The 24,199-nt window shown below is 65.9% G+C and carries 21 protein-coding genes and 1 tRNA gene; 11 read left to right on the forward strand and 11 right to left on the reverse strand.

What is annotated here, in order from left to right:
* Window positions 1-46: 46 nt before the first annotated feature.
* The 4 genes from AB4Y40_RS10215 to AB4Y40_RS10230 all read right to left on the reverse strand — a co-directional run bounded on the left by AB4Y40_RS10215 (window position 47) and on the right by AB4Y40_RS10230 (window position 4,945).
* Window positions 47-1,711: a DEAD/DEAH box helicase gene (locus AB4Y40_RS10215; RefSeq protein ID WP_368687572.1), complete on the reverse strand. Its 1,665-nt coding sequence runs from the start codon at window positions 1,709-1,711 to the stop codon at window positions 47-49.
* 257 nt (window positions 1,712-1,968) lie between these two features.
* Window positions 1,969-2,589, reverse strand: coding sequence for a hemolysin III family protein (locus AB4Y40_RS10220; RefSeq protein ID WP_368687573.1), 621 nt, complete (start codon window positions 2,587-2,589; stop codon window positions 1,969-1,971).
* 270 nt (window positions 2,590-2,859) lie between these two features.
* The gene (locus tag AB4Y40_RS10225) at window positions 2,860-4,155 is read right to left on the reverse strand and encodes a c-type cytochrome (RefSeq protein WP_368687574.1); all 1,296 of its coding nucleotides are present in this window, start codon (window positions 4,153-4,155) and stop codon (window positions 2,860-2,862) included.
* Window positions 4,156-4,177: 22 nt separating this feature from the next.
* Window positions 4,178-4,945, reverse strand: a complete 768-nt coding sequence (locus AB4Y40_RS10230; RefSeq protein WP_069262871.1) for a c-type cytochrome — start codon at window positions 4,943-4,945, stop codon at window positions 4,178-4,180.
* A gap of 609 nt (window positions 4,946-5,554) precedes the next feature.
* Here AB4Y40_RS10230 and AB4Y40_RS10235 point away from each other — a divergent pair.
* Entirely contained in the window at window positions 5,555-6,481 is a 927-nt protein-coding gene (locus AB4Y40_RS10235) for a CopD family protein (RefSeq protein WP_368687575.1), read from the forward strand.
* A 17-nt stretch (window positions 6,482-6,498) separates the two neighbouring features.
* Here AB4Y40_RS10235 and AB4Y40_RS10240 read toward each other — a convergent pair whose 3' ends face one another.
* Together AB4Y40_RS10240 and dgoD are read right to left on the reverse strand one after the other, a co-directional pair.
* The gene (locus AB4Y40_RS10240) at window positions 6,499-6,798 is read right to left on the reverse strand and encodes a hypothetical protein (protein WP_368687576.1); all 300 of its coding nucleotides are present in this window, start codon (window positions 6,796-6,798) and stop codon (window positions 6,499-6,501) included.
* Window positions 6,799-7,082: 284 nt separating this feature from the next.
* On the reverse strand, window positions 7,083-8,231 hold the full coding sequence (gene dgoD, locus AB4Y40_RS10245; RefSeq protein ID WP_368687577.1) for a galactonate dehydratase: 1,149 nt from the start codon (window positions 8,229-8,231) through the stop codon (window positions 7,083-7,085).
* A 73-nt stretch (window positions 8,232-8,304) separates the two neighbouring features.
* Here dgoD and AB4Y40_RS10250 point away from each other — a divergent pair, with 73 nt between their 5' ends.
* A complete protein-coding gene (locus tag AB4Y40_RS10250; RefSeq protein WP_368687578.1) occupies window positions 8,305-9,060 on the forward strand; it encodes a FadR/GntR family transcriptional regulator in 756 nt (251 codons plus the stop codon).
* Window positions 9,061-9,234: 174 nt separating this feature from the next.
* Window positions 9,235-10,251, forward strand: a complete 1,017-nt coding sequence (locus AB4Y40_RS10255; protein ID WP_368687579.1) for a diguanylate cyclase — start codon at window positions 9,235-9,237, stop codon at window positions 10,249-10,251.
* Window positions 10,252-10,350: 99 nt separating this feature from the next.
* Here AB4Y40_RS10255 and AB4Y40_RS10260 read toward each other — a convergent pair.
* The 4 genes from AB4Y40_RS10260 to AB4Y40_RS10275 form a co-directional block, all read right to left on the reverse strand.
* A tRNA-Met gene (locus AB4Y40_RS10260) sits at window positions 10,351-10,427 on the reverse strand.
* Between the two features lie 111 nt (window positions 10,428-10,538).
* Window positions 10,539-12,197: an MFS transporter gene (locus tag AB4Y40_RS10265; RefSeq protein WP_368687580.1), complete on the reverse strand. Its 1,659-nt coding sequence runs from the start codon at window positions 12,195-12,197 to the stop codon at window positions 10,539-10,541.
* A 319-nt stretch (window positions 12,198-12,516) separates the two neighbouring features.
* Window positions 12,517-14,166, reverse strand: coding sequence for a sensor histidine kinase N-terminal domain-containing protein (locus tag AB4Y40_RS10270; protein ID WP_368687581.1), 1,650 nt, complete (start codon window positions 14,164-14,166; stop codon window positions 12,517-12,519).
* A 12-nt stretch (window positions 14,167-14,178) separates the two neighbouring features.
* Window positions 14,179-14,931, reverse strand: a complete 753-nt coding sequence (locus AB4Y40_RS10275) for a response regulator transcription factor (RefSeq protein WP_342921200.1) — start codon at window positions 14,929-14,931, stop codon at window positions 14,179-14,181.
* Between the two features lie 248 nt (window positions 14,932-15,179).
* Between AB4Y40_RS10275 and recA the strand changes: the two genes are divergently transcribed.
* The 8 genes from recA to AB4Y40_RS10315 all read left to right on the forward strand — a co-directional run bounded on the left by recA (window position 15,180) and on the right by AB4Y40_RS10315 (window position 23,844).
* The gene (gene recA / locus AB4Y40_RS10280) at window positions 15,180-16,256 is read left to right on the forward strand and encodes a recombinase RecA (protein ID WP_069262865.1); all 1,077 of its coding nucleotides are present in this window, start codon (window positions 15,180-15,182) and stop codon (window positions 16,254-16,256) included.
* Window positions 16,257-16,288: 32 nt separating this feature from the next.
* On the forward strand, window positions 16,289-17,197 hold the full coding sequence (gene recX, locus AB4Y40_RS10285; protein ID WP_368687582.1) for a recombination regulator RecX: 909 nt from the start codon (window positions 16,289-16,291) through the stop codon (window positions 17,195-17,197).
* A 119-nt stretch (window positions 17,198-17,316) separates the two neighbouring features.
* Window positions 17,317-18,012 carry a DUF2889 domain-containing protein gene (locus AB4Y40_RS10290; RefSeq protein ID WP_324160523.1) on the forward strand — a complete coding sequence of 232 codons (696 nt, stop codon included), beginning with the start codon at window positions 17,317-17,319 and terminating at the stop codon, window positions 18,010-18,012.
* Window positions 18,013-18,062: 50 nt separating this feature from the next.
* Window positions 18,063-19,229, forward strand: coding sequence for an ADP-forming succinate--CoA ligase subunit beta (gene sucC, locus AB4Y40_RS10295; RefSeq protein ID WP_321930262.1), 1,167 nt, complete (start codon window positions 18,063-18,065; stop codon window positions 19,227-19,229).
* Between the two features lie 97 nt (window positions 19,230-19,326).
* The gene (gene sucD, locus AB4Y40_RS10300) at window positions 19,327-20,208 is read left to right on the forward strand and encodes a succinate--CoA ligase subunit alpha (RefSeq protein ID WP_069262862.1); all 882 of its coding nucleotides are present in this window, start codon (window positions 19,327-19,329) and stop codon (window positions 20,206-20,208) included.
* Between the two features lie 186 nt (window positions 20,209-20,394).
* Window positions 20,395-21,117: a TerC family protein gene (locus AB4Y40_RS10305; RefSeq protein ID WP_368687583.1), complete on the forward strand. Its 723-nt coding sequence runs from the start codon at window positions 20,395-20,397 to the stop codon at window positions 21,115-21,117.
* Window positions 21,118-21,243: 126 nt separating this feature from the next.
* Window positions 21,244-21,858, forward strand: a complete 615-nt coding sequence (locus tag AB4Y40_RS10310; RefSeq protein WP_368687584.1) for a pilin — start codon at window positions 21,244-21,246, stop codon at window positions 21,856-21,858.
* A gap of 144 nt (window positions 21,859-22,002) precedes the next feature.
* Complete coding sequence (locus AB4Y40_RS10315; protein ID WP_368687585.1) at window positions 22,003-23,844, forward strand: PglL family O-oligosaccharyltransferase; 1,842 nt, start codon at window positions 22,003-22,005, stop codon at window positions 23,842-23,844.
* 3 nt (window positions 23,845-23,847) lie between these two features.
* Here AB4Y40_RS10315 and AB4Y40_RS10320 read toward each other — a convergent pair whose 3' ends face one another.
* Complete coding sequence (locus tag AB4Y40_RS10320; RefSeq protein WP_368687586.1) at window positions 23,848-24,198, reverse strand: nucleotide pyrophosphohydrolase; 351 nt, start codon at window positions 24,196-24,198, stop codon at window positions 23,848-23,850.
* Window position 24,199 lies beyond the last annotated feature (1 nt).

Consider the following 24,199-nt stretch of genomic DNA (forward strand, 5'->3'; position numbering starts at 1 on the left):
AAAAGCCCGCTGCTGGAGCGGGCTTTTTCGTTTCTGGGCGCAAAGATCAGCGATCGCGCTGGCCGTTGCCGTCGCGGCGCGCATTGCCGCCTGGGCGGCCGCCGAGCAGCGCGCCCGGGTTGCCTTGCGACTTGCGTTGCTGCGGGCGGCCCAGTGCGCTTTCGTGCGAAACGCCGCGCTGGCTTTCGCGACGCGTATGCTCGCCGCGCGCGCCTTGTGCGCCGTGATTCGCGCCTTGCTGTTTCACGGGCTTGGCGGTGCGCACGCCGCCGTTCGAGGCCGGCTTGGCCGGGCGCTGGCCGCCGTTGCCGCCACCGTTGGCTGCATGCGCGCGGTTGCCGTCGCGGCCACCTTCACGGTTGCCTTCGCGATTACCGCCGCGCGGCTCACGCGATTCACGCGATTCACGCGATTCACGCGGCTCACGCGGCTCACGCGCCTGCGCAGGCCGTCCGCCGTTCGCGGCATTGGTGCCATTCGACGCACCACGGCCCTGGCCCTGGCCTTGCCCCTGGCGCGGCGAGCGCCCTTGGGGCTGGCTGCGGCGCTGGATCGGCTCGGGCTTCGCGTTCGGGTCCGGCTCGAAGCCCGCGATGACCTCCTGGGGCACCGCGCGCTTGATGAGCTTTTCGATGTCCTTGAGCAGCTGATGCTCGTCCACGCAGACGAGCGACACGGCTTCGCCCGTCGCGCCCGCGCGGCCGGTGCGGCCGATGCGGTGGACGTAGTCCTCGGGCACGTTCGGCAGATCGTAGTTGACGACGTGCGGCAGCTGGTCGATATCGATCCCGCGCGCGGCGATGTCGGTCGCGACGAGCACCTGGAGCGTGCCGTCCTTGAACTCGCTCAAGGCGCGCGTGCGTGCCGACTGGCTCTTGTTGCCGTGAATCGCCAGCGCGCTGATGCCGTCCTTCGAGAGCTGCTCGGCGAGGCGGTTGGCGCCGTGCTTGGTGCGCGTGAACACGAGCACCTGAAACCAGTTGTGCTGGCGGATCAGGTGCGTCAGCAGGTCGCGCTTGCGGTCGCGGTCGACGGGATAGATCTTCTGCGCCACGGTTTCGGCCGTGGTGTTGCGGCGCGCGACTTCGATCAGCGCGGGCGAGTCGAGCAGGCTGTCGGCGAGCGCCTTGATCTCATCGGCGAAGGTGGCTGAGAAGAGCAGGTTCTGGCGCTTGGGCGGCAGCTTCGCGAGCACGCGCTTGATGTCGTGGATGAAGCCCATGTCGAGCATGCGGTCCGCTTCGTCGAGCACGAGAATCTCGAGCTGCGACAGATCGATCGTCTTTTGCTGCATGTGATCGAGCAGGCGACCCGGCGTCGCGACCACGATATCCACGCCGCGCCTGAGCGCGTCGATTTGCGGATTGATGCCCACGCCGCCGAACATCACCGTGGACTTGAGCTTCAGATACTTGCCGTAGGCGCGCACGCTCTCTTCGACCTGCGCGGCGAGTTCGCGCGTGGGCGTGAGGATCAGCGCGCGCACCACGCGCTTGCCACCTGCGGCCGGCGCCATGTCCGTGAGGCGTTGCAGGATCGGCAGCGTGAAGCCGGCAGTCTTGCCGGTGCCGGTTTGCGCGCCGGCGAGCAGGTCGCCGCCGCCGAGCACGGCGGGAATCGCTTGCGCCTGGATAGGCGTGGGCGTGCTGTACCCAAGTTCGTTGACTGCGCGGACCAGCGGTTCGGACAAGCCGAGAGAATCGAAAGACATAAACACCTGTTGTATTGCAGTAGCGCGGGCGTCGCTTCGCGGCCCGAAGGCGCGCTGCGCAGCCAAAGCGGTGTTGCCGGGTTCGAATGCGCCCGGTGAAGCCGCCTTTTCGCGTTGTTCGGACGGCGCGCCAGTGCGCGCGCCGCGTTTTTTCTTCATGGAACGGACAGGTCTATCGAGACCTGTCGTCTGGCGTTAAGTTGCATCGTGCGGCCGCGGACACTGCGGCAGCCGTACGATGTCTTCGCATTGACGCGTCACGCGACGTAGCGCGCGACGCTCACGAATTGACAGACGCTCCCGGCGAGCACGAACAGATGCCAGATTCCATGTCCGTGCCGGATGCGTTCGTCATTGACGAAAAAATAAATACCGACGCTGTAAATGACGCCGCCGGCCAGCAGCCACGCCGTGCCCGCGGCCGGCAAGGCTTCGATGAGCGGTCGAACCGCCACCACCGCGAGCCAGCCCATCACCACATAGAGCACCATCGACAGCGCTCTCGTGCGCCGCCCGAGCGTGAGTTCCTGAACGATGCCGAGGGCCGCGAGCCCCCAGCTCACGCCGAAGAGCGACCAGCCCCAGGGACCACGCAGCGTCACCAGCGTGAACGGAGTATAGCTGCCCGCGATGAGCAGATAGATCGCGGCGTGGTCGCACTTTTGCAGCACTGCCTTCAGGCGGATGCCGCGCACGCCGTGATACAGCGTCGAGATGGTGTACAGCGCGCACAACATCGCCCCGTATACCGCAAAGCTCACGACCTTGTACGCGTCGTGATCCAGCGCCGCGAGCGTCACGAGCGAGACGAGTCCCGCCACCGACAACATCGCGCCCACGAGGTGAGTCATGCTGTTCAGACGCTCACCGGCGTGCATGACGACCACTCCTTGTTCTTCCTGGGCGCGACGCGCGCCGGCGGAACAGTGTTCCACCGCGTACGGCGCCGTGCCCGAGCGCAGCGTTCAAAACCAGGCCTGACGGGCCACGGAGCCGCTTTCACCACACGGCGCCGGCGCCAAATAGCGAAGGGCGCAGCCCGCGCTGTGCGGACTGCGCCCTTATCAGGCAACCGTCACTATAACAGTAACCACTTGCGTGGGACCGCCGCAAGGGCTCCGGCCCCTACGGCCGTGGACGGCTTTGCGTCAGTCGAGCGGCGACGAGCGCAGGTCCGCGACCTGCTGCGGCGACACCGGCGTGCCCTTGTTGCCCCAGGACATGCGGATGAACGTCACCACCGCCGCAACCTCCTGATTCGAGAGCGACTGCGCGAACGGCGGCATGCCGTACGGGCGCGGATTGCCCCCCGTGCTCGGCGGATAGCCGCCGTTGAGCACCATGCGGATCGGGTTCACGGCCGAATGCATCTGGATCGACTGGTTGTTCGCAAGCGGCGGGAAGTTCGGCGGCATGCCGAGACCGTTCTCCGCGTGGCACTTGGCACACTGGTCGTGGTAGATCTTCTGACCTTGCTGCAAGAGTTCGCCGCCGAACGCTTCCGACGTCTCCATCTGCATCGTTTCGGGCGCTTCCTTCTTCTGCGGGATGGTCTTCAGATACGAGGCCATCGCGTGGATGTCGTCGTCCGAGAGGTATTGCAGACTGTTGTGGATCACGTCCGCCATCGGGCCGAACACGGCGCCGCGCTCGGACACGCCGGTCTTCAGGAGGCTTGCGATGTCCCTGATGTCCCAGTCGCCGAGGCCGCCTTCGCTGCCCGTGAGCGACGGCGCGTACCAGTTCTGCAACGGGATCAGGCCGCCCGCGAAGGCCGCCGAGTTGACCGGGCCGCCCACCGCGTTGATCGACGTGTGGCACATGCCGCAGTGGCCGAGGCCTTCGACGAGATACGCGCCGCGGTTCCATTCGACCGACTTGGTCGGATCGGGCTTGTACTCGCCCTCGCGGAAGAACAGCGTGCGCCAGCCGATCAGCAGGTTGCGGTTGTTGAACGGGAACTTGAGTTCGTGCGGGCGGCTGGGCGCGTTGACGGGCGGGACCGAGCGCAGATAGGCGAAGATCGCGTCGGCGTCGGCGCGTGTGACCTTGGTGTAGCTCGCGAACGGGAACGCCGGATAGAGCAGGCTGCCATCCTTCGAGCGGCCCGTGTGCATGGCGCGATAGAAGTCGTCGGCGCTCCACTTGCCAATGCCGTACTGGTCGTCGGGCGTGATGTTCGGGGTGTAGAGCGTGCCGAACGGCGTGGCCATCGGCAGGCCGCCCGCGAACATCTGGCCGCCGCGCACGGTGTGGCAGGCGATACAGTCGCCGGCGCGCGCGAGGTACTCGCCCTTCTTGATGAGATCGCCCTGGTCGACGGGCGTCGCGGCCTGCGCCGCGCCGTTGTGCAGATAGTGGGTGCCCGACCAGAGCACCGGTACGAGGGCCGCGGCGGCGGCCACGATGACGGCGGAAAGTGCGAACAGGGACTTGCGGTTCATATTGGCTGTCTCCCCCGGCGCCTTATTGCGGTTCGCTGCCGCAGGCAAGCGGCGTCTTGAGTGAGCCAGCCGGCGCCGGCACGGGGTTCTGCGGCGCGCTCTGCGTGGAGAGCCAGGCCGCGACCGCGTTCACGTCTTCGTCGGTGAGACGCGTGGCGATCTCATGCATGCAGTCGGGTGCCTTCGCATGCCGCGAGCCCGAGCGCCAGGCGCCGATCTGCGCGCTGATGTAGTCCATGTGCAGACCGACCAGACCCGGAATGGCCGGCTCCATGCCGGTGAGCTTCGCGCCGTGGCAAGCTGCGCAGGCGGGCACCTGCTTGGCCGGGTCGCCGTGCAGGACGATCTGCTGACCGCGCGCGAGCGTGTCGCTGCCGACCGAAGGTTTCGCCGGCGGCGGGTAGGGCGGCCGCTGCTGCGAGAAGAACGTCGCGATCTCGTGCAGGTAGTCGTCGGAGAGATAGGTGACCAGATAATTCATCGGAGGGTACTTGCGGCGCCCCTCGCGAAAGTTCATTAGCTGGTTGAACAGGTACTCGGCCGGCTTGCCGGCGAGACGCGGGAAGTAGTCGTTGTCGGTGCCCTGCCCGTGCGAGCCGTGGCACGCGGTGCAGCCCTGCACGCGTGCGGCGATCGTGTCGGGGGCTTTGGCCTGCGGCGCGGAGGCCGCCGTCTGGGCATGTGCAGCGCTGAGAACGCCGGTCGTCCCGAGCAAAAGTGCTGCTGCCAGAGGCGCGACGAGCGGAATGAGCGGTCGGAAGATACGTCTTGGGGACACGCGTAACTCCATCTTTATCGTGGACCTGACCAGGCTTCGAACGGCCCGGCTTCCAGGCTGCGCGCGATGAAAGCAGAAGACGTGCGCGCTGCGGCGACGCAGCAGATTCTAGCATCGGGAACTCATAGTGACCATTTGCCGCATGCGCCACAAGCGCCCTCCGATGGCTTCGAGGCGCCACCGGGACGTGCTTGCGGCCGATCGTCGCGTCGGTGCCGGTTATGATTCTGCACCTGTTCGCCAATCGGTGACACGGGGTTGTCCCGCACCCGCGCCACACTCGGCGAGCCGCTCGTTGCCGGCTGCATGCGTGACCCGATGCCGGGCGCATGCCGCCGCCGCTTACGGTCTCGTGCCTTCGCTCGATGCTCGCGCATGGAATGCGCGTTGAAGCCGCATCGCGCCCGCATTGAACCGAATCGCGCGGCGGCTATCGAAGCAGGCACCCTGGCGGGACACGCGATGTGATGCGTGTGCGTGTTGCTGTTGCCGTTTTCATGTTGTTTCCTTGCCACTTGTCTCGATGACTCCAATTGCACTTTCCCTATCGTTGCATCAAGCCGACCGATCCCCTTCGCGCGAAGTCCGCGCGACCCGCAACACGCGGGAGGGCGAGGTCCGATGAAAGCTGACTGGCTCTGGATCGGGCAGGTCGCCATGGCGGCCATCGTCAACATTGCCTACGCATTCGCGCTCGGCTCGGCGTTCTATGGCGCGTGGCTCGACAAGGACGGCCGCACGCCGGTCGCGCCCGCGCGCCTCGCATGGCTGCGTGCGCAACGCTCGCTGCGCGCCGCGGCGTTCGTGCTCGTGGCGGCGCTCATCATGTGGATGCTTTACGAGAGCGCGTCGGTCAGCGGCGAACCGTTGCCCAGCGCGTTCGGCGTGGTCGGCACGGTGCTCTCGCAAACGCACGTCGGCCACGCGTGGACCGTCGCGTTCGTCGGCGCGCTCGTGTTGCTCGGCTGCGCGTTCGCGGCTTCGAGTGTGGCGCGCGACGGCGTGCTGTGGCTCGCGCTCGTCGCCATCGCCGCGGGGCGCGCGGGGCTCGGCCACGCCGCCGATGCGGGCTTCGCCTCGGCCGCGCTCGGGCTGCACACGCTCCATTTGCTCAGTGCGAGCGCGTGGAGCGGCATCGTCATGGCGGGGGGGCTTGCCGTGCTGCCGGCGCTCGGCGCATCGACGGCACGCGGCGTGCTGATCCGCACGGCGGGCCAGATTTCGAACGTGGCGTTCTTCGCGGTGGGCTTCGTGATCGCGACGGGCGTGTTCGATGCGCTGCGCGGCAGCGGCGGCTCGATCGACGCGATCGTCGGCAGTACCTGGGGCCGCGTGCTGATGCTCAAAGCCGTGCTCGTGCTGCTCGCGCTCGCGATGGGCGGCTTCAACCGGCTCGTGGCGATGCCCGAGTTGCGGCGCGCGGCGTCGACAGCGGCGGCGCGCCGTTTCGTCAACGTGATCCATCTCGAAGCGATCGTGATGATCGGTGTGCTCGTGACCGCGGCCGCGCTCGCGCACAGCGTGCCGGCCTACGTGTTGCAGGGCTGAAACGTCGTCGCTGCAACTTATTCGTAGCCGAGCCGGTGACTCAAGATCGGTGAGAAGAAGAGGGCGAGGGCGCAGCCCGTGGCATTGCCTTCGAGTTCCGCGAGTGCGGCCACGGACGCTGGATTGGCGATCAGCGCGATCAGCTGCGGCGCGCACCACAGCGCCGCGGCGCCGATCGCGGCGTACTCGATCCAGCGAATGCGCCAGCCGCGCGTGCAGGCGATTGCGGCAGCGAGCACGCGCAGGAAGCCGAAGGCGACGAGTGCGCCGACGGCGGCTTGTTCGCGGATCAGATAGTCGGGAAGCGACGCGTCCATGGAGTCCCTTGCAACACCGAGGTTGGGTTGCAAAGGAATCAGCAAGGAGCAGGCCAGTGGGGGGCGTTCGCGCTCGGCGCGTGCGTTCGATGACGGTCGCGCCTTGCGCGGCGCGGCTTTCCATGAACTGGCTGTGTGCGCAAACGACATAGGCCGTGCGCGCGTCTCGCGAGCGAGCGCGCCTGGGCGCGCAAAGCCACGCGAAACGTTACTTCGCCGAAACGCGCGATGGCCAGCGTGTCACGGCACGCTGCGCGCCGCGCGTTTCGGCGTTCATTTGCGCATCACCATTCGGCGACGCTGCCATCCTCGTGACGCCACACCGGATTGCGCCAGCGGTGACCCGTCTTCGCCATCTCCCGCACCTTCTCCTCGTTCACGTCGATGCCGAGACCCGGGCCCTGCGGAATCGAGACGAAGCCGTCTTCGTACTTGAAGACTTCGGGATTCCTGATGTAGTCGAGCAGGTCGTTGCCCTTGTTGTAGTGGATGCCGAGGCTCTGCTCCTGGATGAACGCGTTGTAGCTCACCGCGTCGATCTGCAGGCAGGTGGCGAGCGCGATCGGCCCGAGCGGGCAGTGCAGCGCGAGCGCGACGTCATAGGCTTCGGCCATCGCGGCGATCTTGCGGCACTCGGTGATGCCGCCCGCGTGCGAGGCGTCGGGCTGGATGATGTCCACGTAGCCGCCCGCGAGAATGTGCTTGAAATCCCAGCGCGAATACAGACGCTCGCCCAGCGCGATCGGCGTGCTGGTCTGGTTGACGATGTCGCGCAGCGCCTCGACGTTTTCGGAGAGCACGGGCTCTTCGATGAACATCAGCTTGAACGGATCGAGTTCCTTGGCGAGCACCTTGGCCATGGGCTTGTGCACGCGGCCATGGAAGTCCACGCCGATGCCGACGTTCGGGCCCACGGCCTCGCGCACGGCCGCGACGTTGTTGATGACGCCCTGGACCTTATCGAAGGTGTCGATGATCTGCAGCTCTTCCGAGCCGTTCATCTTCACGGCCTTGAAGCCGCGCTCGACCACGGCGCGCGCGTTGTTGGCGACGTCGCTCGGACGGTCGCCGCCAATCCACGAATACACCTTGATCTTGTCGCGCACCTGGCCGCCGAGCAGCGCGTGAATGGGCACGCCATGATGCTTGCCCTTGATGTCCCAGAGCGCCTGATCGACGCCGGCAATGGCGCTCATCGAGATCGGGCCGCCGCGGTAGAAGCCCGCGCGATACATCACCTGCCAGTGATCCTCGATGAGGAGCGGGTCCTTGCCGATCAGATAGTCGGCGAGTTCGTCGACGGCCGCGGCCACCGTGTGCGCGCGACCTTCGACGATCGGCTCGCCCCAGCCGACGATCCCCTCGTCCGTTTCGATCTTCAGAAAGAGCCAGCGCGGCGGGACGACAAAGGTTTCGAGCCTGGTGATTTTCATGCGGTGTCTCCATGACCTTGAGCGGTAAGGCGGCGCTCGCACCACGCGCGAGCGGCGACGTCTTCAAGCGCACATGCTACTGCAAAATTCGCCTTTAAGTGCTATTAATAGTATTATTTCGCAACGCTTCCCAATATCCAGGAGAACGGCGATTCAACGCGATCTGCACGGCACGGTGGCCTACGAACTCGGCAGCGCGATCCTGCGCGGCGACTACCCGCCCGCGACGGTCCTGCCGCGCGAGGCCGAACTCATGGCAACGTTCGGCGTGAGCCGCACGGTGCTGCGCGAGGCGCTGCGCACGCTCACCTCGAAAGGGCTCGTGGAGTCGCGCCCGCGCGTGGGCACGCGGGTGCGCGCGCGCGAAGCGTGGAACCTGCTCGATGCCGACGTGCTCGACTGGTACGCGCGCGTGGCGCCGCCGCTCGCGTTCGCGCTCAAGCTCCAGGAAATGCGCGAGATGATCGAGCCGTTTGCGGCAGCCCTCGCCGCGAAGGCGCACGATGCCGATGCGCTTGCCTCGATCGCCGCCGCGCATGAGGCCATGGCCGAGGCGCGCAACGTGGACGAATGGGTGCGCGCCGACCTGCGCTTTCATCTCGCGGTACTGGGCGCCTGCCGCAACGAATTGCTGGTGCCGCTCGGCACGCTGATCGCGCGCACGCTCGAAGGCCAGCTGCGCGTGAATGCGAAGCGCGCCGACGTGTTCAACGCCGCGCTGCCCGACCACACCCTCGTGTACGACGCGATTGCGCAACGCGACGCCTATGCGGCGAGCCGCGCGATGGCGGCGCTGCTGCGCCTGACGCGCGAGCGCATCGAGCGCTGAACGCGTATGCCCAATGGGTGTCTTCGCAACGAATCGCATCAAGTGCAGCGAATTGCGGATGTCAAACGTTTGCGCTGGTGCAATCAATAACGTTTGCTATGCTTTAGGCCGATCGAACGGCGCTTTGGCTTTCAGTGCCGTCAGCAAGTCGAAGGCAAGGCAAACGGTTGAGCGATGAAGAAGAGCGAAGCGAAAGACACGCAACTGGACAACGCAACCCTGCTGGAAATCATCAAGGCGCAGTCGGACATCGCGAAGCTCGGGCTCGATCTTGGCGGCGTAATGGCCTACGTGGCCGAGCGCACCGAGCAGCTCACGCGAGCGCAGGGCGCGGTCGTCGAGCTCGCCGAGGGCGAGGACATGGTCTACCGCGCGGCCTCGGGCAATGTCGCGGACCTCCTTGGACTGCGCCTCGCGCGTGAAACGAGCCTCTCGGGCCTGTGCGTGCGCGAGGGCGAGATCCTGCGCTGCGACGACTCCGAAACCGATCCGCGCGTGGACCGCGAAGCCTGCCGGCGCGCCGGCCTGCGCTCGATGATCGTCACGCCGCTCAAACACCTCGAGACGACCGTCGGCGTTCTGAAAGTCACGAATTCCGAAGTCGACGCCTTCAAGGACGAGGACATCCGCACGCTCTCGCTGATGTCCGAGCTCATCGCCGCGGCGATGTTCCATGCCGCGCGACACGAGACGAGTGAGCTCTATCTGCGCGCGACGCATGACGCGCTCACCGGTTTGCCCAATCGCGCGCTCTTTTACGATCGCCTGCGCCAGTCGGTGGATCTCGCGGTGCGCTCGTCGGGCGGACTCGGCGTGCTCAATCTCGACATGGATGGCCTCAAGCCGATCAACGACCGCTACGGCCATCGCGCCGGCGACGCGGCGATTCGCGAGACCGCGACGCGCATCGCGCGTCACAGCCGCCGCGTGGACACGGCCGCGCGCGTGGGCGGCGACGAGTTCGCCGTGATCTTGCCCGGCATCGCGGGGCGCAGGGACGCCGAGGCATACAGCCGCCGGCTCGTGAACACGGTGGGCGAGCCGTTCGAGTTCGAAGGACACCGCATCGATCTCGGCGTGAGCGTGGGCGTTGCCATCCTGCCCGAAGACGGCACCGAGATGACGGCGCTGATCGAATACGCGGATCGTTCGATGTACGAAACGAAGCGGGAGCGCAAGCAGATCAGGTAAATGCTGTCCGGCCTGGCGGGCTCGGGGTTTTCGGTTCGCCAGGCGCGCGCAAATGAAAAAAGCCGCTGTCCTTGTGGGACAGCGGCTTTCTTTTGCAACTGGTGGCGAATCAGGGATTCGAACCCCGGACCTGCGGATTATGATTCCGTCGCTCTAACCGGCTGAGCTAATTCGCCGAAGAAGAGAATTATCGCGACACCGCCGCAGGCTGTCAACCCCCTTCGTCATCTTTTTTGCAGGGAAGGCGGCCGCCGGGCGAGAGGCCCCGCCCGGCGCCGCTCACAGCCTCAATCCTGCGCGTAAATATCCGAGTCCTTGGTTTCCTTCACGAACAGCATGCCGATCACGAAGGTGCCCAGTGCGATGATGATCGGATACCAGAGGCCCGAGTAGATATCGCCGCGCGCCGCCACGATCGCGAACGCCGTTGCCGGCAGGAAGCCGCCGAACCAGCCGTTGCCGATGTGATAGGGCAGCGACATCGAGGTGTAGCGGATGCGGGTCGGGAACATCTCCACCAGCATCGCCGCGATCGGCCCGTACACCATGGTCACGAAGATCACGAGGATCGTGAGCATCACCACCGTCATCGGCCAGTTGAGCTGCGCGGGGTCGGCCTTGAGCGGATAGCCCGCCGCTTTCAGTGTGGCCGCGAGCGTCTTCTCGAACAGCGCGCCGGCTTCCTTGGCGCCAGGCGCCCGCCCGTCGAACGTGTCGATGGTCGTGTCGCCCACCTTGATCTGCGCGCGCGTGCCTGCCGGGGCGGCCACGTTGTCGTAGTTCAGGCCGGCCTTCGAAAGCGCGCTCTTGGCGATGTCGCACGAGCTCGTGAACTTCGAGGTGCCGACCGGGTTGAACTGGAACGAGCATTCGGCCGGATCCGCGATCACGACGATCGGCGCGCGCTGCGTGGCGGCTTCGAGCGCCGGGTTCGCATAGTGCGTGATTGCCTTGAAGATCGGGAAGTAGGTGAGCGCCGCGATCAGGCAGCCAGCCATGATGATGGGCTTGCGGCCGATCTTGTCCGACAGCGCGCCGAAGAACAGGAAGCACGGCGTGCCGATCAACAGCGCCAGCGCGATCAGGATGTTGGCGCTCGAGCCGTCGACCTTGAGCGTTTGCGTGAGGAAGAACAGCGCGTAGAACTGGCCCGTGTACCAGACCACGGCCTGGCCGGCCGTGAGGCCGAAGAGGGCGAGCAGCACGACCTTGAGGTTCTTCCACTGGCCGAACGCTTCCTTGATCGGCGCCTTCGAGACCTTGCCTTCCGCCTTGATGCGCTTGAACGCCGGCGATTCGTCGAGCTGCAGACGGATCCATACCGAAACGGCGAGCAGCAGGATCGAGGCGATGAACGGAATGCGCCAGGCCCACGCGGCGAACTGTTCCTCGCCAACGAACGTGCGCACGCCGAGGATCACGAGCAGCGAGAGGAACAGGCCGAGCGTGGCGGTCGTCTGGATCCACGAGGTGTAGAAGCCGCGGCGTCCGGGCGGCGCGTGTTCCGCGACGTAGGTCGCGGCGCCGCCGTACTCGCCGCCGAGCGCGAGACCCTGCAGCAGACGCATGCCGATGAAGATCACCGGCGAGGCAATGCCGATCGACGCGTAGCCGGGCAGGAAACCGACCACGAAGGTCGAGATACCCATGATGACGATCGTGACGAGGAACGTGTGCTTGCGGCCCACGAGGTCGCCGAGGCGCCCGAACACGATCGCGCCGAACGGACGCACGGCAAAGCCGGCGGCGAAGCCGAGCAGCGTGAAGATGAAGCCGGCCGTGGGATTGACGCCGGAAAAGAAGCTCTTGCTGATGAAGGCCGCGAGCGATCCGGCCAGGTAAAAGTCGTACCACTCGAACACGGTGCCGAGCGACGACGCGAAGATCACGCGTTTTTCGTCGCTGGTCATCGGCGCGTGCGAGACTTGTCCGCCAACGGTTGCCATAGATGTCTCCAGTATTGATATGCGTGTGGTCCGTCGGGCAGGCGATTCGTAGACCCGCGGTCCTGCGGAGCATTATTGGAATGGAAACTTACGGGCTTCTGACGCGCGTGTGGGTTTCCGAGTGACGTATCGGAGTGGGGTTTAATCGGTTATGTTCGCGAATACGCAGGCAAAATCGCGCATGTCGATTTGAACATCTTCTAAAGTTCGCTCTTTGATTCCCGTGCCGCGGATCGGATAAGGGTAAGTCCCATCCCGGTTTCTGACGCGATCTGTCAGTTTCGCAGTGATTTCGCCGTGAAAGCGCCGTCGATGCCGCTCAGGCGTGCGCGCGCAGCCGCAGCGTCACGCGCACGAGCGTGCCGGCGAGGCGCGGCGCGTCTTGATAGACGTGATCCTCGATGGCGAGCGTGCCGCCGTGCATCGTGGCGATCTCGCGCACGATCGCGAGCCCGAGCCCGCTGCCTTCGCCGTCGCGCCCGAGAATGCGGTAGAAGCGCTCGAGCACGCGCTCGCGCTCGGCGGACGGAATGCCCATGCCGGTGTCTTCCACCTCGAGATGGACCGCGCCCGCCGCGGGCTCGGGCCGCACGCGCACGGTGATGCGTCCGCCCGCGGGCGTATAGCGGATCGCGTTGTCGATGAGGTTCGAGAGCATCTCGCGCAGCATCACCGGGTTGCCGTCCACTTCGATGCGCGCCGCCGCTTCGCCATCGTCTTCCTCGCTGTCGCAGGCCGTTTCGGGGCCTTCGTAGCCGAGGTCCATCTGTTTGGCGAGCGCCGGCTGCACCCAGTCGCGCACGGCGTGGCGTGCCACGTCGGCCACGTCCACGGGCGTGAAGACCTGTCCGGACATGCGGTTTTCCGCGCGCGCGAGCGCGAGCAGCTGCGTGACGAGCCGCGCGGCGTGCTCGGAGCTCGTCGCGATCTGCTCGAGCGAGCGGTGCACTTCGGCGGGCGCGTTCTGGCGCAGCGCGAGCTCGGCCTGGGTGCGCAGGCCCGCGAGCGGCGTTTTCATCTGATGCGCGGCGTCGGCGATGAAGCGCTTTTGCAGCTCCATGTTCTGTTCGAGCCGCGTGAGCAGGTCGTTGAACGAGGTGACGAGCGGCTCGATTTCGGGCGGCGCGCGGCGCGCTTCGAGCGGGGATAGATCGTCGGGCCGACGCATGCGGATGTTCGACTGCAGCGCGTGCAGGGGCGCGAGGCCGCGCGAGAGGCCGAACCACACGAGCAGGATCGCGAGCGGCAAGATCACGAACTGCGGCAGGATCACGCCCTTGATGATGTCGTTGGCGAGCTGGCGGCGCTTGTCGAGCGTTTCCGCGACCTGCACGAGCACGGGTTGACCTTGCCGGTCGTCGGCGCCGGGATGCTTCGGCTCCACCGTCGTGTAGGCGACGCGGATGTCGATGCCATGCAGCGTGTCGTCGCGGAACTCGACGAGGCCCGGCGGCGGGCGGTCGTCGTCGTGCGGCAGCGGCATGTCGCGATCGCCGCCGATCAGCTCGCCGCGGCTGCCGAGCACCTGATAGAACACGCTGTCGACGTTATCGGCGCGCAGGAAGTCGCGCGTGGAGGCGGGCAGCGTCAGCTCGGCCACGCCGTTCACCGGCTGGATCTGGCGCGCGAGCACATAGGCGTCGGTCTCGAGCGCGCGGTCGAAGGGGCCATTGGCGATCGACTTCGCCACGAGATACGTGACCGCGATGCTCATCGGCCAGAGCAGCAGCAGCGGCGCGAGCATCCAGTCGAGAATCTCGCCGAAGAGCGAGCGCGGGCGCGCCTCGGCGGCGGCTTCGGCTTCGTCGGGCGGGGCGAACGGATTGGCGTAGCGGGCGTCGCGCGCGTCGTCGTCGAGGGCATCGGCCGCGAATGCGGTCGCGCCCGGGGCGCTGTCGCCGGCCGAACCGGCCACGCCTGCGGCGCCCTTGGGCGGCACGGCGCGCGCGATGGGAGGACGCCCGGCCATCGTCGATCCCGCCTACTTGAAGTAGTGGCTGGCGGGCATCGCCGGCGCGGCGTCGGGCGTGCCGGCGGGTGTCTGGCTTGCGCCGGCCTGCGTGTCCTTCGCCTCCTTTTCGAGGCAGTAGCCGAGCCCGCGCACGGTCACGATGCGCACGCCGCCCGCTTCGATTTTCTTGCGCAGCCGGTGCACGTAGACTTCGATGGCGTTGTTGCTGACTTCCTCGCCCCATTCGCACAGGTGGTCGACGAGCTGCTCCTTCGAAACGAGCCGCCCGAGCCGCTGCAGCAGCACTTCGAGCACGCCCAGTTCGCGCGCGGAAAGGTCGAGCACCTGGTCGTTGATGCGCGCAATGCGCCCCACCTGGTCGAACGCCAGCGCGCCATGCCGCACGACGGTCGGGCCGCCGCCCGCACCGCGCCGCGTGAGCGCACGCACGCGCGCTTCGAGCTCGTTGAGCGCGAAGGGCTTGGCCATGTAGTCGTCGGCACCGAGGTCGAGGCCTTTGACGCGCTCGTCCACGCTGTCGGCGGCGGTGAGGATCAGCACGGGCAGGTTGGAATTGCGCGCGCGCAAACGGCGCAGCACCTCGAGGCCCGGCATTTTCGGCAGGCCCAGATCGAGGATCAGGAGGTCGAACGACTGCATCGACAAGGCGGTATCGGCATCCACGCCGCTACGCACGTGATCAACGGCATAGCCTGATTGGCGGAGTGATCTCACGAGCCCGTCCGCGAGTATGCTGTCGTCTTCGGCAATGAGGATTCGCATGTTGCGCCAGCGTCGCCTTCGAGGCGTTTTGACCTCGTAGTCAGGCTCGTAACACCCGCGCCGCGCCGCGTCCTTGAAGGCGCGGCCAGGCGACGCGCGGCGGTCTCCCGAAATTCGCGGTTCTGGATCGCCAGAAAGGCTTGCCAAAACCACTGTTTTTTTATACAGTGTCTGCGTTCGTGTGCATTAGCCCGAATGAGGCGTGCGCAAGGTCACGAGACGCCGTTCATCATAGCAAAGGACGATTCATGGAAGATAGCAAGAAAGGCTCGGCTGGGCTGACTGCTGAAAAGAGCAAGGCGCTGGCCGCCGCGCTCGCGCAGATCGAAAAGCAGTTCGGCAAAGGGTCGATCATGCGACTCGGCGACGGCGAAGCGGTCGAGGACATCCAGGTAGTCTCCACCGGTTCGCTCGGCCTCGACATCGCACTCGGCGTGGGCGGTCTGCCGCGCGGCCGGGTGGTCGAGATCTACGGTCCGGAATCGTCGGGCAAGACCACGCTCACGCTGCAGGTGATCGCCGAAATGCAAAAGCTCGGCGGCACGGCGGCGTTCATCGACGCGGAACACGCGCTCGACGTGCAATACGCCGCCAAGCTCGGCGTGAACGTGCCCGAACTGCTCATCTCGCAGCCGGACACGGGTGAGCAGGCGCTCGAAATCACCGACGCGCTGGTGCGCTCGGGCTCGATCGACATGATCGTGATCGACTCGGTCGCGGCGCTCGTGCCGAAGGCCGAAATCGAAGGCGAAATGGGCGACTCGCTGCCGGGTCTGCAGGCGCGTCTGATGTCGCAGGCGCTGCGCAAGCTCACCGGCACGATCAAGAAGACGAACTGCATGGTGATCTTCATCAACCAGATCCGCATGAAGATCGGTGTGATGTTCGGCAACCCGGAAACCACCACGGGCGGCAACGCGCTCAAGTTCTACTCGTCGGTGCGTCTGGACATTCGCCGCATCGGTTCGATCAAGAAGAACGACGAAGTGATCGGCAGCGAAACGCGTGTGAAGGTCGTGAAGAACAAGGTCTCGCCACCGTTCCGCGAAGCCGTGTTCGACATTCTCTACGGCGAGGGCATCTCGCGTCAGGGCGAAATCGTCGACCTCGGCGTGCAGGCCAAGATCGTCGACAAGGCGGGTGCGTGGTACAGCTACAACGGCGAGCGCATTGGCCAGGGCAAGGACAACGCACGCGAATTCCTGCGCGAGAACGCGGACATTGCTCGCGAGATCGAAAACCGCATCCGCGAATCGCTTGGCGTGAGCACGATGCCGGACGGCGTCAAGGATTCCGGCGAAGTCGAAGTCGCTGACGAAGAGTAAGTCCACCAGGCTCTCGTAGATAAGGCAAGTTGATGCGCAAGGGCGGGTCACCCACGTCCTCGCCTTCCGGCGAGCAGGCTAACCCGCGAGCGGGTTCGCCTGCGGACAGGGGCGCCGAGCGGCGCTCCGCCGACAAGCCTGCCGACTCGCGCACGAGCCGCTCAAGCCATTTGAGCCGCGACGCCCAGCCGGGCGATCGCGGCTTTGCGCATTCTGGCGCCGCGTTTTCCTCGCCCACCGATCTCAGCGACGATGGCGGCGCGGTCTTCGAAGTCCCGTTCGAGGCTTTCTTCGACGGGGCGGATGAAGCGGCGGCAAACCTGCCGCCAGAGCCGCTGTCCGAACCAACATTCAAGCGATCGCGTCGCGCGCCTCTCGAAACGGCGCGCGAATCCAGCGCACCGCAAGGCGACCAATACGAGCGCAGCTCGGCCAGCCGCGCCGCACGCGCCAGCGAGCGCGAAAAGTCGTCCACGGCGAAGCAGCGCCCCGAGCGCTCCCTCAAGGGCCGCGCGCTCGGCTATCTATCGCGCCGCGAATACAGCCGCGCCGAGCTCTCGCGCAAGCTCATGCCGTACACCGAGGACGCCGACGCACTCGAAGTGCTGCTCGACTCGCTCGAACGCGAGGGCTGGCTCTCCGACGCGCGCTTTGCCGAAAGCGTCGTGCACCGGCGCGCGTCGCGCGTGGGGGCGGGGCGTATCGTCAGCGAACTCAAGCGCCATGCGGTGGGCGAAGCGCTCATCGAAGAGGTGAGCTCGCAACTGCGCGAGACCGAGCTCGTGCGTGCCCGCACGGTCTGGCAGAAGAAGTACGGCCAGTTGCCAGAGACGCCTGCCGAGCGCGCGCGTCAGGCGCGCTTTCTCGCGGCGCGCGGCTTCTCGATGTCGATCATCGGCAAGATCCTCAAGGGAATCGACGAAGACTGGTCCGACAACTGAGCCGGCCGTCTCGAAAAATCCACGCAGGCAAGTCCCCGCCCGGCCTGTGTGTTCGCGGCTGTCTCAAATACCCGGTATGTTAAAATCACGAGGTTTTCCAATCCGGTCTTACCTTTAGCATGCCGCTTTCTCCGCCCGTGCCCCGCCAGTTGCGCCATCAGCGCGCCATCCGGGCGGTTGCCTATGAGCGCGAAGACGGCCTGTGGGACATCGACGCGTGCCTGACCGACCACAAGCCACGCGACGTGCCGCTCGCCGCCGGTGTCCGGCCCAATGGTCTGCCGATCCATGAACTCTGGCTGCGCATTACGATCGATCGCAAGCTCAACGTCGTCGACGCCGAAGCGTCGTCCGACTGGGTGCCTTACGACGGTCAGTGCCAGAACGCCAATCCCGCCTATCGGGCCCTTATCGGGCTCAATCTCCTCGACAATTTCCGCCGTGAAGCGGGCCGGCTCCTCGCCGGCACGGTCGGCTGCACACACCTCACAGAAATGTTGGGCGTTTTGCCGACCGCTGCGATCCAGGCGTTCGTCGGGGCAGTGTGGGACACATCGAATGGCTCGCCGGGCGAAGCGCCCGGACCGGAACTCGGCAAGACCGCCGGAGGCAATGAGGCCGCCGGTGAAAAGCCGCCCTTCCAGCTTGGCCGCTGCCATGCGCTGCGGTTCGACGGGGAGGCGGTGAAGCAGTTTTATCCGCGCTGGTATGGCCATGTGCCGCGTTCAATCGCACGCGGCGCGGAAACCCCCAGCGTGCGCGACAGCCGGAGCCCGGGCCAAGAGGGCAGGGCCGACGCCGTCTCGCATGAATAACAACAGCGGAATCGAAGTTCACTCCAACTCTCAGACTGAAGGAATCACGCATGAAGATTCACGAGTACCAGGGTAAGGAAATCCTGCGGAAATTCGGAGTCGCGGTCCCGCGCGGCATCCCGGTGTTTTCGGTGGATGACGCGGTCAAGGCCGCTCAAGAGCTGGGCGGTCCGGTTTGGGTCGTCAAGGCGCAGATCCACGCTGGCGGCCGCGGCAAGGGCGGTGGCGTGAAGGTGGCCAAGACGATCGAGCAAGTCCGCGAATACGCGAACCAGATCCTCGGCATGCAGCTCGTCACGCACCAGACCGGTCCGGAAGGCCAGAAGGTCAACCGTCTGCTGATCGAAGAAGGCGCCGACATCAAGCAGGAACTGTATGTCAGCCTCGTCGTTGATCGCGTGTCGCAAAAGATCGTTCTGATGGGTTCGAGCGAAGGCGGCATGGACATCGAAGAAGTCGCCGAAAAGCACCCGGAACTGATCCACAAGGTCATCGTCGAGCCGTCGACGGGTCTGCTCGACGCCCAGGCCGACGACCTCGCCGCGAAGATCGGCGTGCCGGCTGCTTCGATTCCGCAAGCCCGCGCCATCCTGCAAGGCCTGTACAAGGCATTCTGGGAAACCGACGCTTCGCTGGCTGAAATCAACCCGCTGAACGTCTCCGGCGACGGCAAGGTCATCGCGCTCGACGCGAAGTTCAACTTCGACTCCAACGCGCTGTCCCGTCATCCGGAAATCGTCGCTTACCGCGACCTGGACGAAGAAGATCCGGCCGAAATCGAAGCCTCGAAGTTCGACCTCGCGTACATCTCGCTCGACGGCAACATCGGCTGTCTCGTGAACGGCGCAGGCCTCGCCATGGCGACGATGGACACCATCAAGCTGTTCGGCGGCGAGCCGGCCAACTTCCTCGACGTGGGCGGTGGCGCCACGACCGAGAAGGTCACCGAAGCGTTCAAGCTCATGCTCAAGAACCCGGGCCTGAAGGCGATCCTCGTGAACATCTTCGGCGGCATCATGCGCTGCGACGTGATCGCAGAAGGCGTGATCGCTGGTTCGAAGGCCGTGAACCTGAACGTGCCGCTCGTCGTGCGCATGAAGGGCACGAACGAGGACCTCGGCAAGAAGATGCTGGCCGAATCGGGCCTGCCGATCATCTCGGCAGACAGCATGGAAGAAGCCGCGCAGAAGGTCGTCGCGGCTGCCGAAGGCAAGTAATTTTCACCGGACACGAATGGCGGCGTGCCGGCGCGAAATCCGCAACGCAAGGCGCGGATGACGCGACGCGCGACGCCAAACGAAAAGAGGTCAATACATGTCGATTCTGATCAACAAAGACACCAAGGTCATCACGCAGGGCATTACCGGCAAGACCGGTCAGTTCCATACCCGCGCGTGCCGTGAGTACGCAAACGGCCGCGAAGCGTTCGTCGCTGGCGTGAACCCGAAGAAGGCCGGCGAAGATTTCGAAGGCATTCCTATCTACGCGAACGTGCGTGAAGCAAAGGACGCCACCGGCGCGACCGTTTCGGTCATCTACGTGCCGCCGGCAGGCGCTGCCGCTGCGATCTGGGAAGCCGTCGAGGCCGACCTCGATCTCGCGATCTGTATCACGGAAGGCATTCCCGTCCGCGACATGATCGAAGTCAAGGACCGTATGCGCCGCGAAGGCCGCAAGACGCTGCTCCTCGGCCCGAACTGCCCCGGCACGATCACGCCGGACGAGCTGAAGATCGGCATCATGCCGGGTCACATCCACCGCAAGGGCCGCATCGGCGTCGTGTCGCGTTCGGGCACGCTGACGTATGAGGCGGTTGCCCAGCTGACCGCGATCGGCCTCGGCCAGTCGTCGGCAGTCGGTATCGGCGGCGACCCGATCAACGGTCTGAAGCACATCGACGTCATGAAGATGTTCAACGACGATCCGGATACGGACGCCGTGATCATGATCGGCGAAATCGGCGGTCCGGACGAAGCGAACGCCGCCGAGTGGATCAAGGACAACATGAAGAAGCCGGTGGTTGGCTTCATCGCGGGCGTCACGGCGCCTCCGGGCAAGCGCATGGGCCACGCCGGCGCGCTGATCTCGGGCGGTGCGGATACGGCCGACGCGAAGCTGGAAATCATGGACGCGTGCGGCATCAAGGTGACGCGCAACCCGTCGGAAATGGGTCGTCTGCTGAAGGCGATGCTGTAAATTCGAAATGCGCCGCCACTCGTGCATCATGTATGCGCGGGCGGCCGGCGTTTTTTGATATGCTTGCGGAATCCTTTCACGAGGTTTCCGAACAAAAGCGAGGGAGCCAGTCATGGCCTCCTCGCTTTTTTATTTGGCTCGCCGCTTGAGCCGCCCATCCTGAGTCACGGCTGAGTCTTCGTCTCCATGCTCGAGTTTTTCGCGACGCTCCATTGGGGCGCTGTCATCCAGATCATCGTCATCGACATCCTGCTCGGCGGCGACAACGCCGTGGTGATCGCGCTCGCCTGCCGCGATCTGCCTGCGCAGCAGCGCATGCGCGGCATCCTGTGGGGCACCGCCGGCGCGATCGCGCTGCGCGTGGTGCTGATCGCGTTCGCCGTGGTGCTGCTCAACGTGCCGTTCCTCAAGTTCACAGGCGGCCTGCTGTTGCTGTGGATCGGCGTTCGGCTGCTCGCGCCCAGTCAACTCGAGCACGCCAACGTGAAGCCTGCCGAGCAGCTGATGGGCGCAATCAAGACGATCATCGTCGCCGATGCGGTGATGAGCCTCGACAACGTGGTCGCGATTGCGGGCGCTGCCGAAGCGGCCGATCCGCGCCATCGCATCGCGCTCGTGATCTTCGGGCTGATGGTGAGCATTCCGCTCATCGTGTGGGGCAGTCAGCTCGTGCTCAAGCTGCTCGACCGCTACCCGGTGATCGTGACGCTCGGCGCGGCGCTGCTCGGCTGGATCGCGGGCGGGCTCATCATCAACGACCCCGCCGGCGACCGCTGGCCGCTGCTCGATACGCCCGCGGCCGAATACGGCATGAGCGCGGCGGGGGCCGTGTTCGTCGTCGCGCTCGGGTCGTGGCTCAGGCGCCGCAACGCGCGGCGCAGCCAGGCGCAGGGGCCGCAGTCGCACTGAGCGCGCAGGGCTGTGCCATAGCGCCTGGGCCATCCGGCCGACTGCTGCGCAAAGCGGGCCGCCGATACGATCAAGACGCCTGTTCACGACTGTGAGCAGGCGTTTCTTGTTTCAGGAGCCCTGACGATGACCGTATCCGCCCTTCCCATGAGCCCGCCGCCGCGCAACGGCTGCGCGTGTTTTGCAGCCAGACTGTCGCGTCTCGCTGGCGTTGCCGCGCGCTGGACCGCGCGCGGCTTCACACTGATCGAACTGATGATCGTGCTCGCGATCGTCGGTGTGATCGCCGCCTACGCCATTCCCGCGTACCAGGATTACCTCGCCCGCAGCCGCGTGGGCGAGGGCCTTTCGCTCGCGTCTTCCGCACGCCTTGCCGTGGCGGAGAACGCCGCGAGCGGCAACGCCTTCGGCGCGGGCTACACGGTGCCGCCCGCCACCCGCAACGTGCAGTCGCTGCATATCGACGATACGACCGGCCAGATCACGGTTGCTTTCACCTCGCGTGTGGCGCCGGTGGGCAGCAACACCATCGTGCTCGTGCCTTCGGTGCCCGACAACGCCGATCAGCCCACCGCGCGTGTCGCGCTCGCGCAGGGCGGCGTGCAGGGCGGCACGCTCACGTGGGAGTGCTTCGCTGCCGGCAAGACGGCTTCGTCGCTGGGCGCGCCCGGCACGGGCCCGTCGCCGGCGGACGCCGCCACGCTGGCGGGCAATCTCGCGCCGCCGGAGTGCCGCGCATAAGGTTTGCGCACAGGTGCGGGGGCAACGGTGAGCGCCTTCGAGCGCATTCGCGCAGCGCACGCCGATGCGAGCCAACCGGCCGCAACCGCACAGCGGGGGAAAAGTTTTGTATAGTGCCCCGTTGCTGAACGCCCCCGCCCAACCATGCCTTCCAATTTTGCGCGTTACCTTACGTTCGTCTTGCTGGCCCTCGCGTTGACGCTGCCCTATGCGGTCGTCAACCACACCTATCCGATTCCGACTTTCTACGCGGAATTCGTTGCACTGACACTTTATGTGCTGATGGGCGCCGCCGCGTTGCTGCTCGTTCGTCCGGCGCGCACGGGCGAGGGCTTCGCGTCGCCCACGGTCGCGCTCGTGCCGTTTTTCTTTGGTCTGGTGCTGATCGTGCAGACCTTCGCGCTGCCGCTCGCCGAGCCTTCGATGAACTGGCTCGGCGCCGGTTATCTGCTCGCCGCGTTCCTCGCGACGCACGCCGGCTACACCATCACGCGCGCGCGCCTCATGCAGTCCGCACTCGTGTGGGGGGCGTTCGCGCTGCAGTTCGGCGGCCTCTTCGCCGTGTTCACCCAGGTGATCCAGCTCTTTCACCTGGAGACGAAGGTCACGCCGCTCGTGGTGGCGTACAACATTACCGTCGAGCGCCGGCCGTTCGGCAACATGGCGCAGGCCAATCACCTGGCCACCTATATCGCCTTCGCGATGGCGGGTGCGATGTACCTCGTGCTCACGCGGCGTCTGAACATCCTGCTCTGGGGCGTGTTGACCGCGATCTATTCGGGCGGTCTCGCGCTCACCGTGTCGCGCGGGCCGTGGCTGCAGATGGGCGTGATTTTCGTCGCGGGTCTGTGGATCGCGCTCGCGGGCTGCCGCAGCGAAGCCGACGAGGGACGTGGTGCGGGTGCGCAAGGCCTCGGATCGGCAGCGGGCTCGGGCCGCAAGGCCGGCGGCGTGCGCGCCTGGGTCATCCCGGTCGTGCTCGTGCTGATTTTCTTCGGCATGAATGCGTTCGTGCGCTGGGCCAACGTCCACTACGGCCTCGACCTTGCGCAGTCGGCCGCCGAGCGCATGAAGGACGCCAGCCAGATCGCGCCGCGCCTCGCACTGTGGCGCTACGGCTGGACGATGTTCAAGTCGCATCCGGTGCTGGGCGTCGGCTGGGGCGATTTCCCGGTGCACCAGTTCGAGCTGGCGCGCTCGCTTGGCGGCGTCGAGATCGCCAACAACGCGCACGACATCTTCCTCGACCTGCTCGCGAAGACCGGCCTCGTCGGTCTTGCCATCGTCGTGATCGGGCTCATTGCGTGGTTCGTGCGCGGGCTGCGCGCGCCGCACACCGCCGAGCGCGTGTTCGGCTACATGCTGATCGGCGTGCTCGTCATGCATGCGCTCGTCGAATATCCGCAGCAGTACATGTTCTTCCTGCTGCCGGCGATGTTCGTGTTCGGTCTGCTGGAGACGAAGCCGCTGCGAGTCGTGCCGTCGCGCGTCTCGCTCGGCGTGTATGCGGTGGTCGTGTTCGGCGGCGTCGCGGCGCTGTACCCGGTGCTGCGCGACTACAACCGCGCCGAGGTGCTGTATTACGGACAGCACCCGGCGCGCGACTACGGCGACGATCCTTCGCGCCTGTTCGGCGCGTGGGGCGACTACGGCATGGCCACGCTGTTGCCGCTGAACGCCGCGAGCCTGCCGAGCAAGCTCTACGCGCATCAGCGCGCCATCGCGCTGCTGCCCGGCGAGACGGTGCTGCGCCGCTACGCGGTCTTGCAGGCGCTGGACGGCGATACGGCGGGCGCATTCGATACGGTGGAGCGCCTGCGCATCTTCGCCACGGAGCTGCACGACTGGCAGACGCAACTCGCTTCGCTCTATGGCCTGCTCGACGAGCAGCCCACGCTCGCCGACTTCAAGGCGCAACTCGTCAAGAAATACGGGATGCCGGCGAAGTCGGTCGAACAGGACGACGAGGACGATTCGGACGAATGAGCCTCAAAGCTCGGAGTATTTCGCGGCGCTGCCTTTTGCCTTCTCCACGGGATAGCGCTGCGCGTTCAGCTCGAGCTTTTCCGCTGCCGCATCGACCAGATCGATCCCGGCGGTATGCGCGACCAGCAAGAGGTAGATGAACACATCCGCGCATTCGTGCCTGAGATGCGTGAGTTGCGCGGGATCGGCGAGCTGTGCGTCGATCTGCGCATCGGTCTTCCACTGGACCGTTTCCAGCAGCTCGCCTGCCTCGATACTGGTGGAGACGATCAGGTTGCGCAACGTGTGAAACTGCTTCCAGTCGCGCTCGTCGCGGAAGGCCAGAACCTGCGCGAGCAGTTCGTCGAGCGTCATG

It is taken from the genome of Paraburkholderia sp. EG287B (assembly GCF_040965595.1).
Taxonomy (GTDB): Bacteria; Pseudomonadota; Gammaproteobacteria; order Burkholderiales; family Burkholderiaceae; genus Paraburkholderia.

Bases quoted from the DNA above. Each gene is read 5' to 3' on its own strand.
- AB4Y40_RS10250 (WP_368687578.1), top strand. From the start codon at position 8,305: ATGCTACTGCAAAATTCGCCTTTAAGTGCTATTAATAGTATTATTTCG.
- recX (WP_368687582.1), top strand. From the start codon at position 16,289: ATGCGCAAGGGCGGGTCACCCACGTCCTCGCCTTCCGGCGAGCAGGCT.
- AB4Y40_RS10305 (WP_368687583.1), top strand. From the start codon at position 20,395: ATGCTCGAGTTTTTCGCGACGCTCCATTGGGGCGCTGTCATCCAGATC.
- AB4Y40_RS10215 (WP_368687572.1), bottom strand. From the start codon at position 1,711: ATGTCTTTCGATTCTCTCGGCTTGTCCGAACCGCTGGTCCGCGCAGTC.
- AB4Y40_RS10290 (WP_324160523.1), top strand. From the start codon at position 17,317: ATGCCGCTTTCTCCGCCCGTGCCCCGCCAGTTGCGCCATCAGCGCGCC.
- AB4Y40_RS10320 (WP_368687586.1), bottom strand. From the start codon at position 24,198: ATGACGCTCGACGAACTGCTCGCGCAGGTTCTGGCCTTCCGCGACGAG.
- AB4Y40_RS10315 (WP_368687585.1), top strand. From the start codon at position 22,003: ATGCCTTCCAATTTTGCGCGTTACCTTACGTTCGTCTTGCTGGCCCTC.
- AB4Y40_RS10275 (WP_342921200.1), bottom strand. From the start codon at position 14,931: ATGCGAATCCTCATTGCCGAAGACGACAGCATACTCGCGGACGGGCTC.
- sucC (WP_321930262.1), top strand. From the start codon at position 18,063: ATGAAGATTCACGAGTACCAGGGTAAGGAAATCCTGCGGAAATTCGGA.
- dgoD (WP_368687577.1), bottom strand. From the start codon at position 8,231: ATGAAAATCACCAGGCTCGAAACCTTTGTCGTCCCGCCGCGCTGGCTC.
- AB4Y40_RS10235 (WP_368687575.1), top strand. From the start codon at position 5,555: ATGAAAGCTGACTGGCTCTGGATCGGGCAGGTCGCCATGGCGGCCATC.
- recA (WP_069262865.1), top strand. From the start codon at position 15,180: ATGGAAGATAGCAAGAAAGGCTCGGCTGGGCTGACTGCTGAAAAGAGC.
- sucD (WP_069262862.1), top strand. From the start codon at position 19,327: ATGTCGATTCTGATCAACAAAGACACCAAGGTCATCACGCAGGGCATT.
- AB4Y40_RS10265 (WP_368687580.1), bottom strand. From the start codon at position 12,197: ATGGCAACCGTTGGCGGACAAGTCTCGCACGCGCCGATGACCAGCGAC.
- AB4Y40_RS10310 (WP_368687584.1), top strand. From the start codon at position 21,244: ATGACCGTATCCGCCCTTCCCATGAGCCCGCCGCCGCGCAACGGCTGC.
- AB4Y40_RS10270 (WP_368687581.1), bottom strand. From the start codon at position 14,166: ATGGCCGGGCGTCCTCCCATCGCGCGCGCCGTGCCGCCCAAGGGCGCC.
- AB4Y40_RS10230 (WP_069262871.1), bottom strand. From the start codon at position 4,945: ATGGAGTTACGCGTGTCCCCAAGACGTATCTTCCGACCGCTCATTCCG.
- AB4Y40_RS10220 (WP_368687573.1), bottom strand. From the start codon at position 2,589: ATGCACGCCGGTGAGCGTCTGAACAGCATGACTCACCTCGTGGGCGCG.
- AB4Y40_RS10255 (WP_368687579.1), top strand. From the start codon at position 9,235: ATGAAGAAGAGCGAAGCGAAAGACACGCAACTGGACAACGCAACCCTG.
- AB4Y40_RS10240 (WP_368687576.1), bottom strand. From the start codon at position 6,798: ATGGACGCGTCGCTTCCCGACTATCTGATCCGCGAACAAGCCGCCGTC.
- AB4Y40_RS10225 (WP_368687574.1), bottom strand. From the start codon at position 4,155: ATGAACCGCAAGTCCCTGTTCGCACTTTCCGCCGTCATCGTGGCCGCC.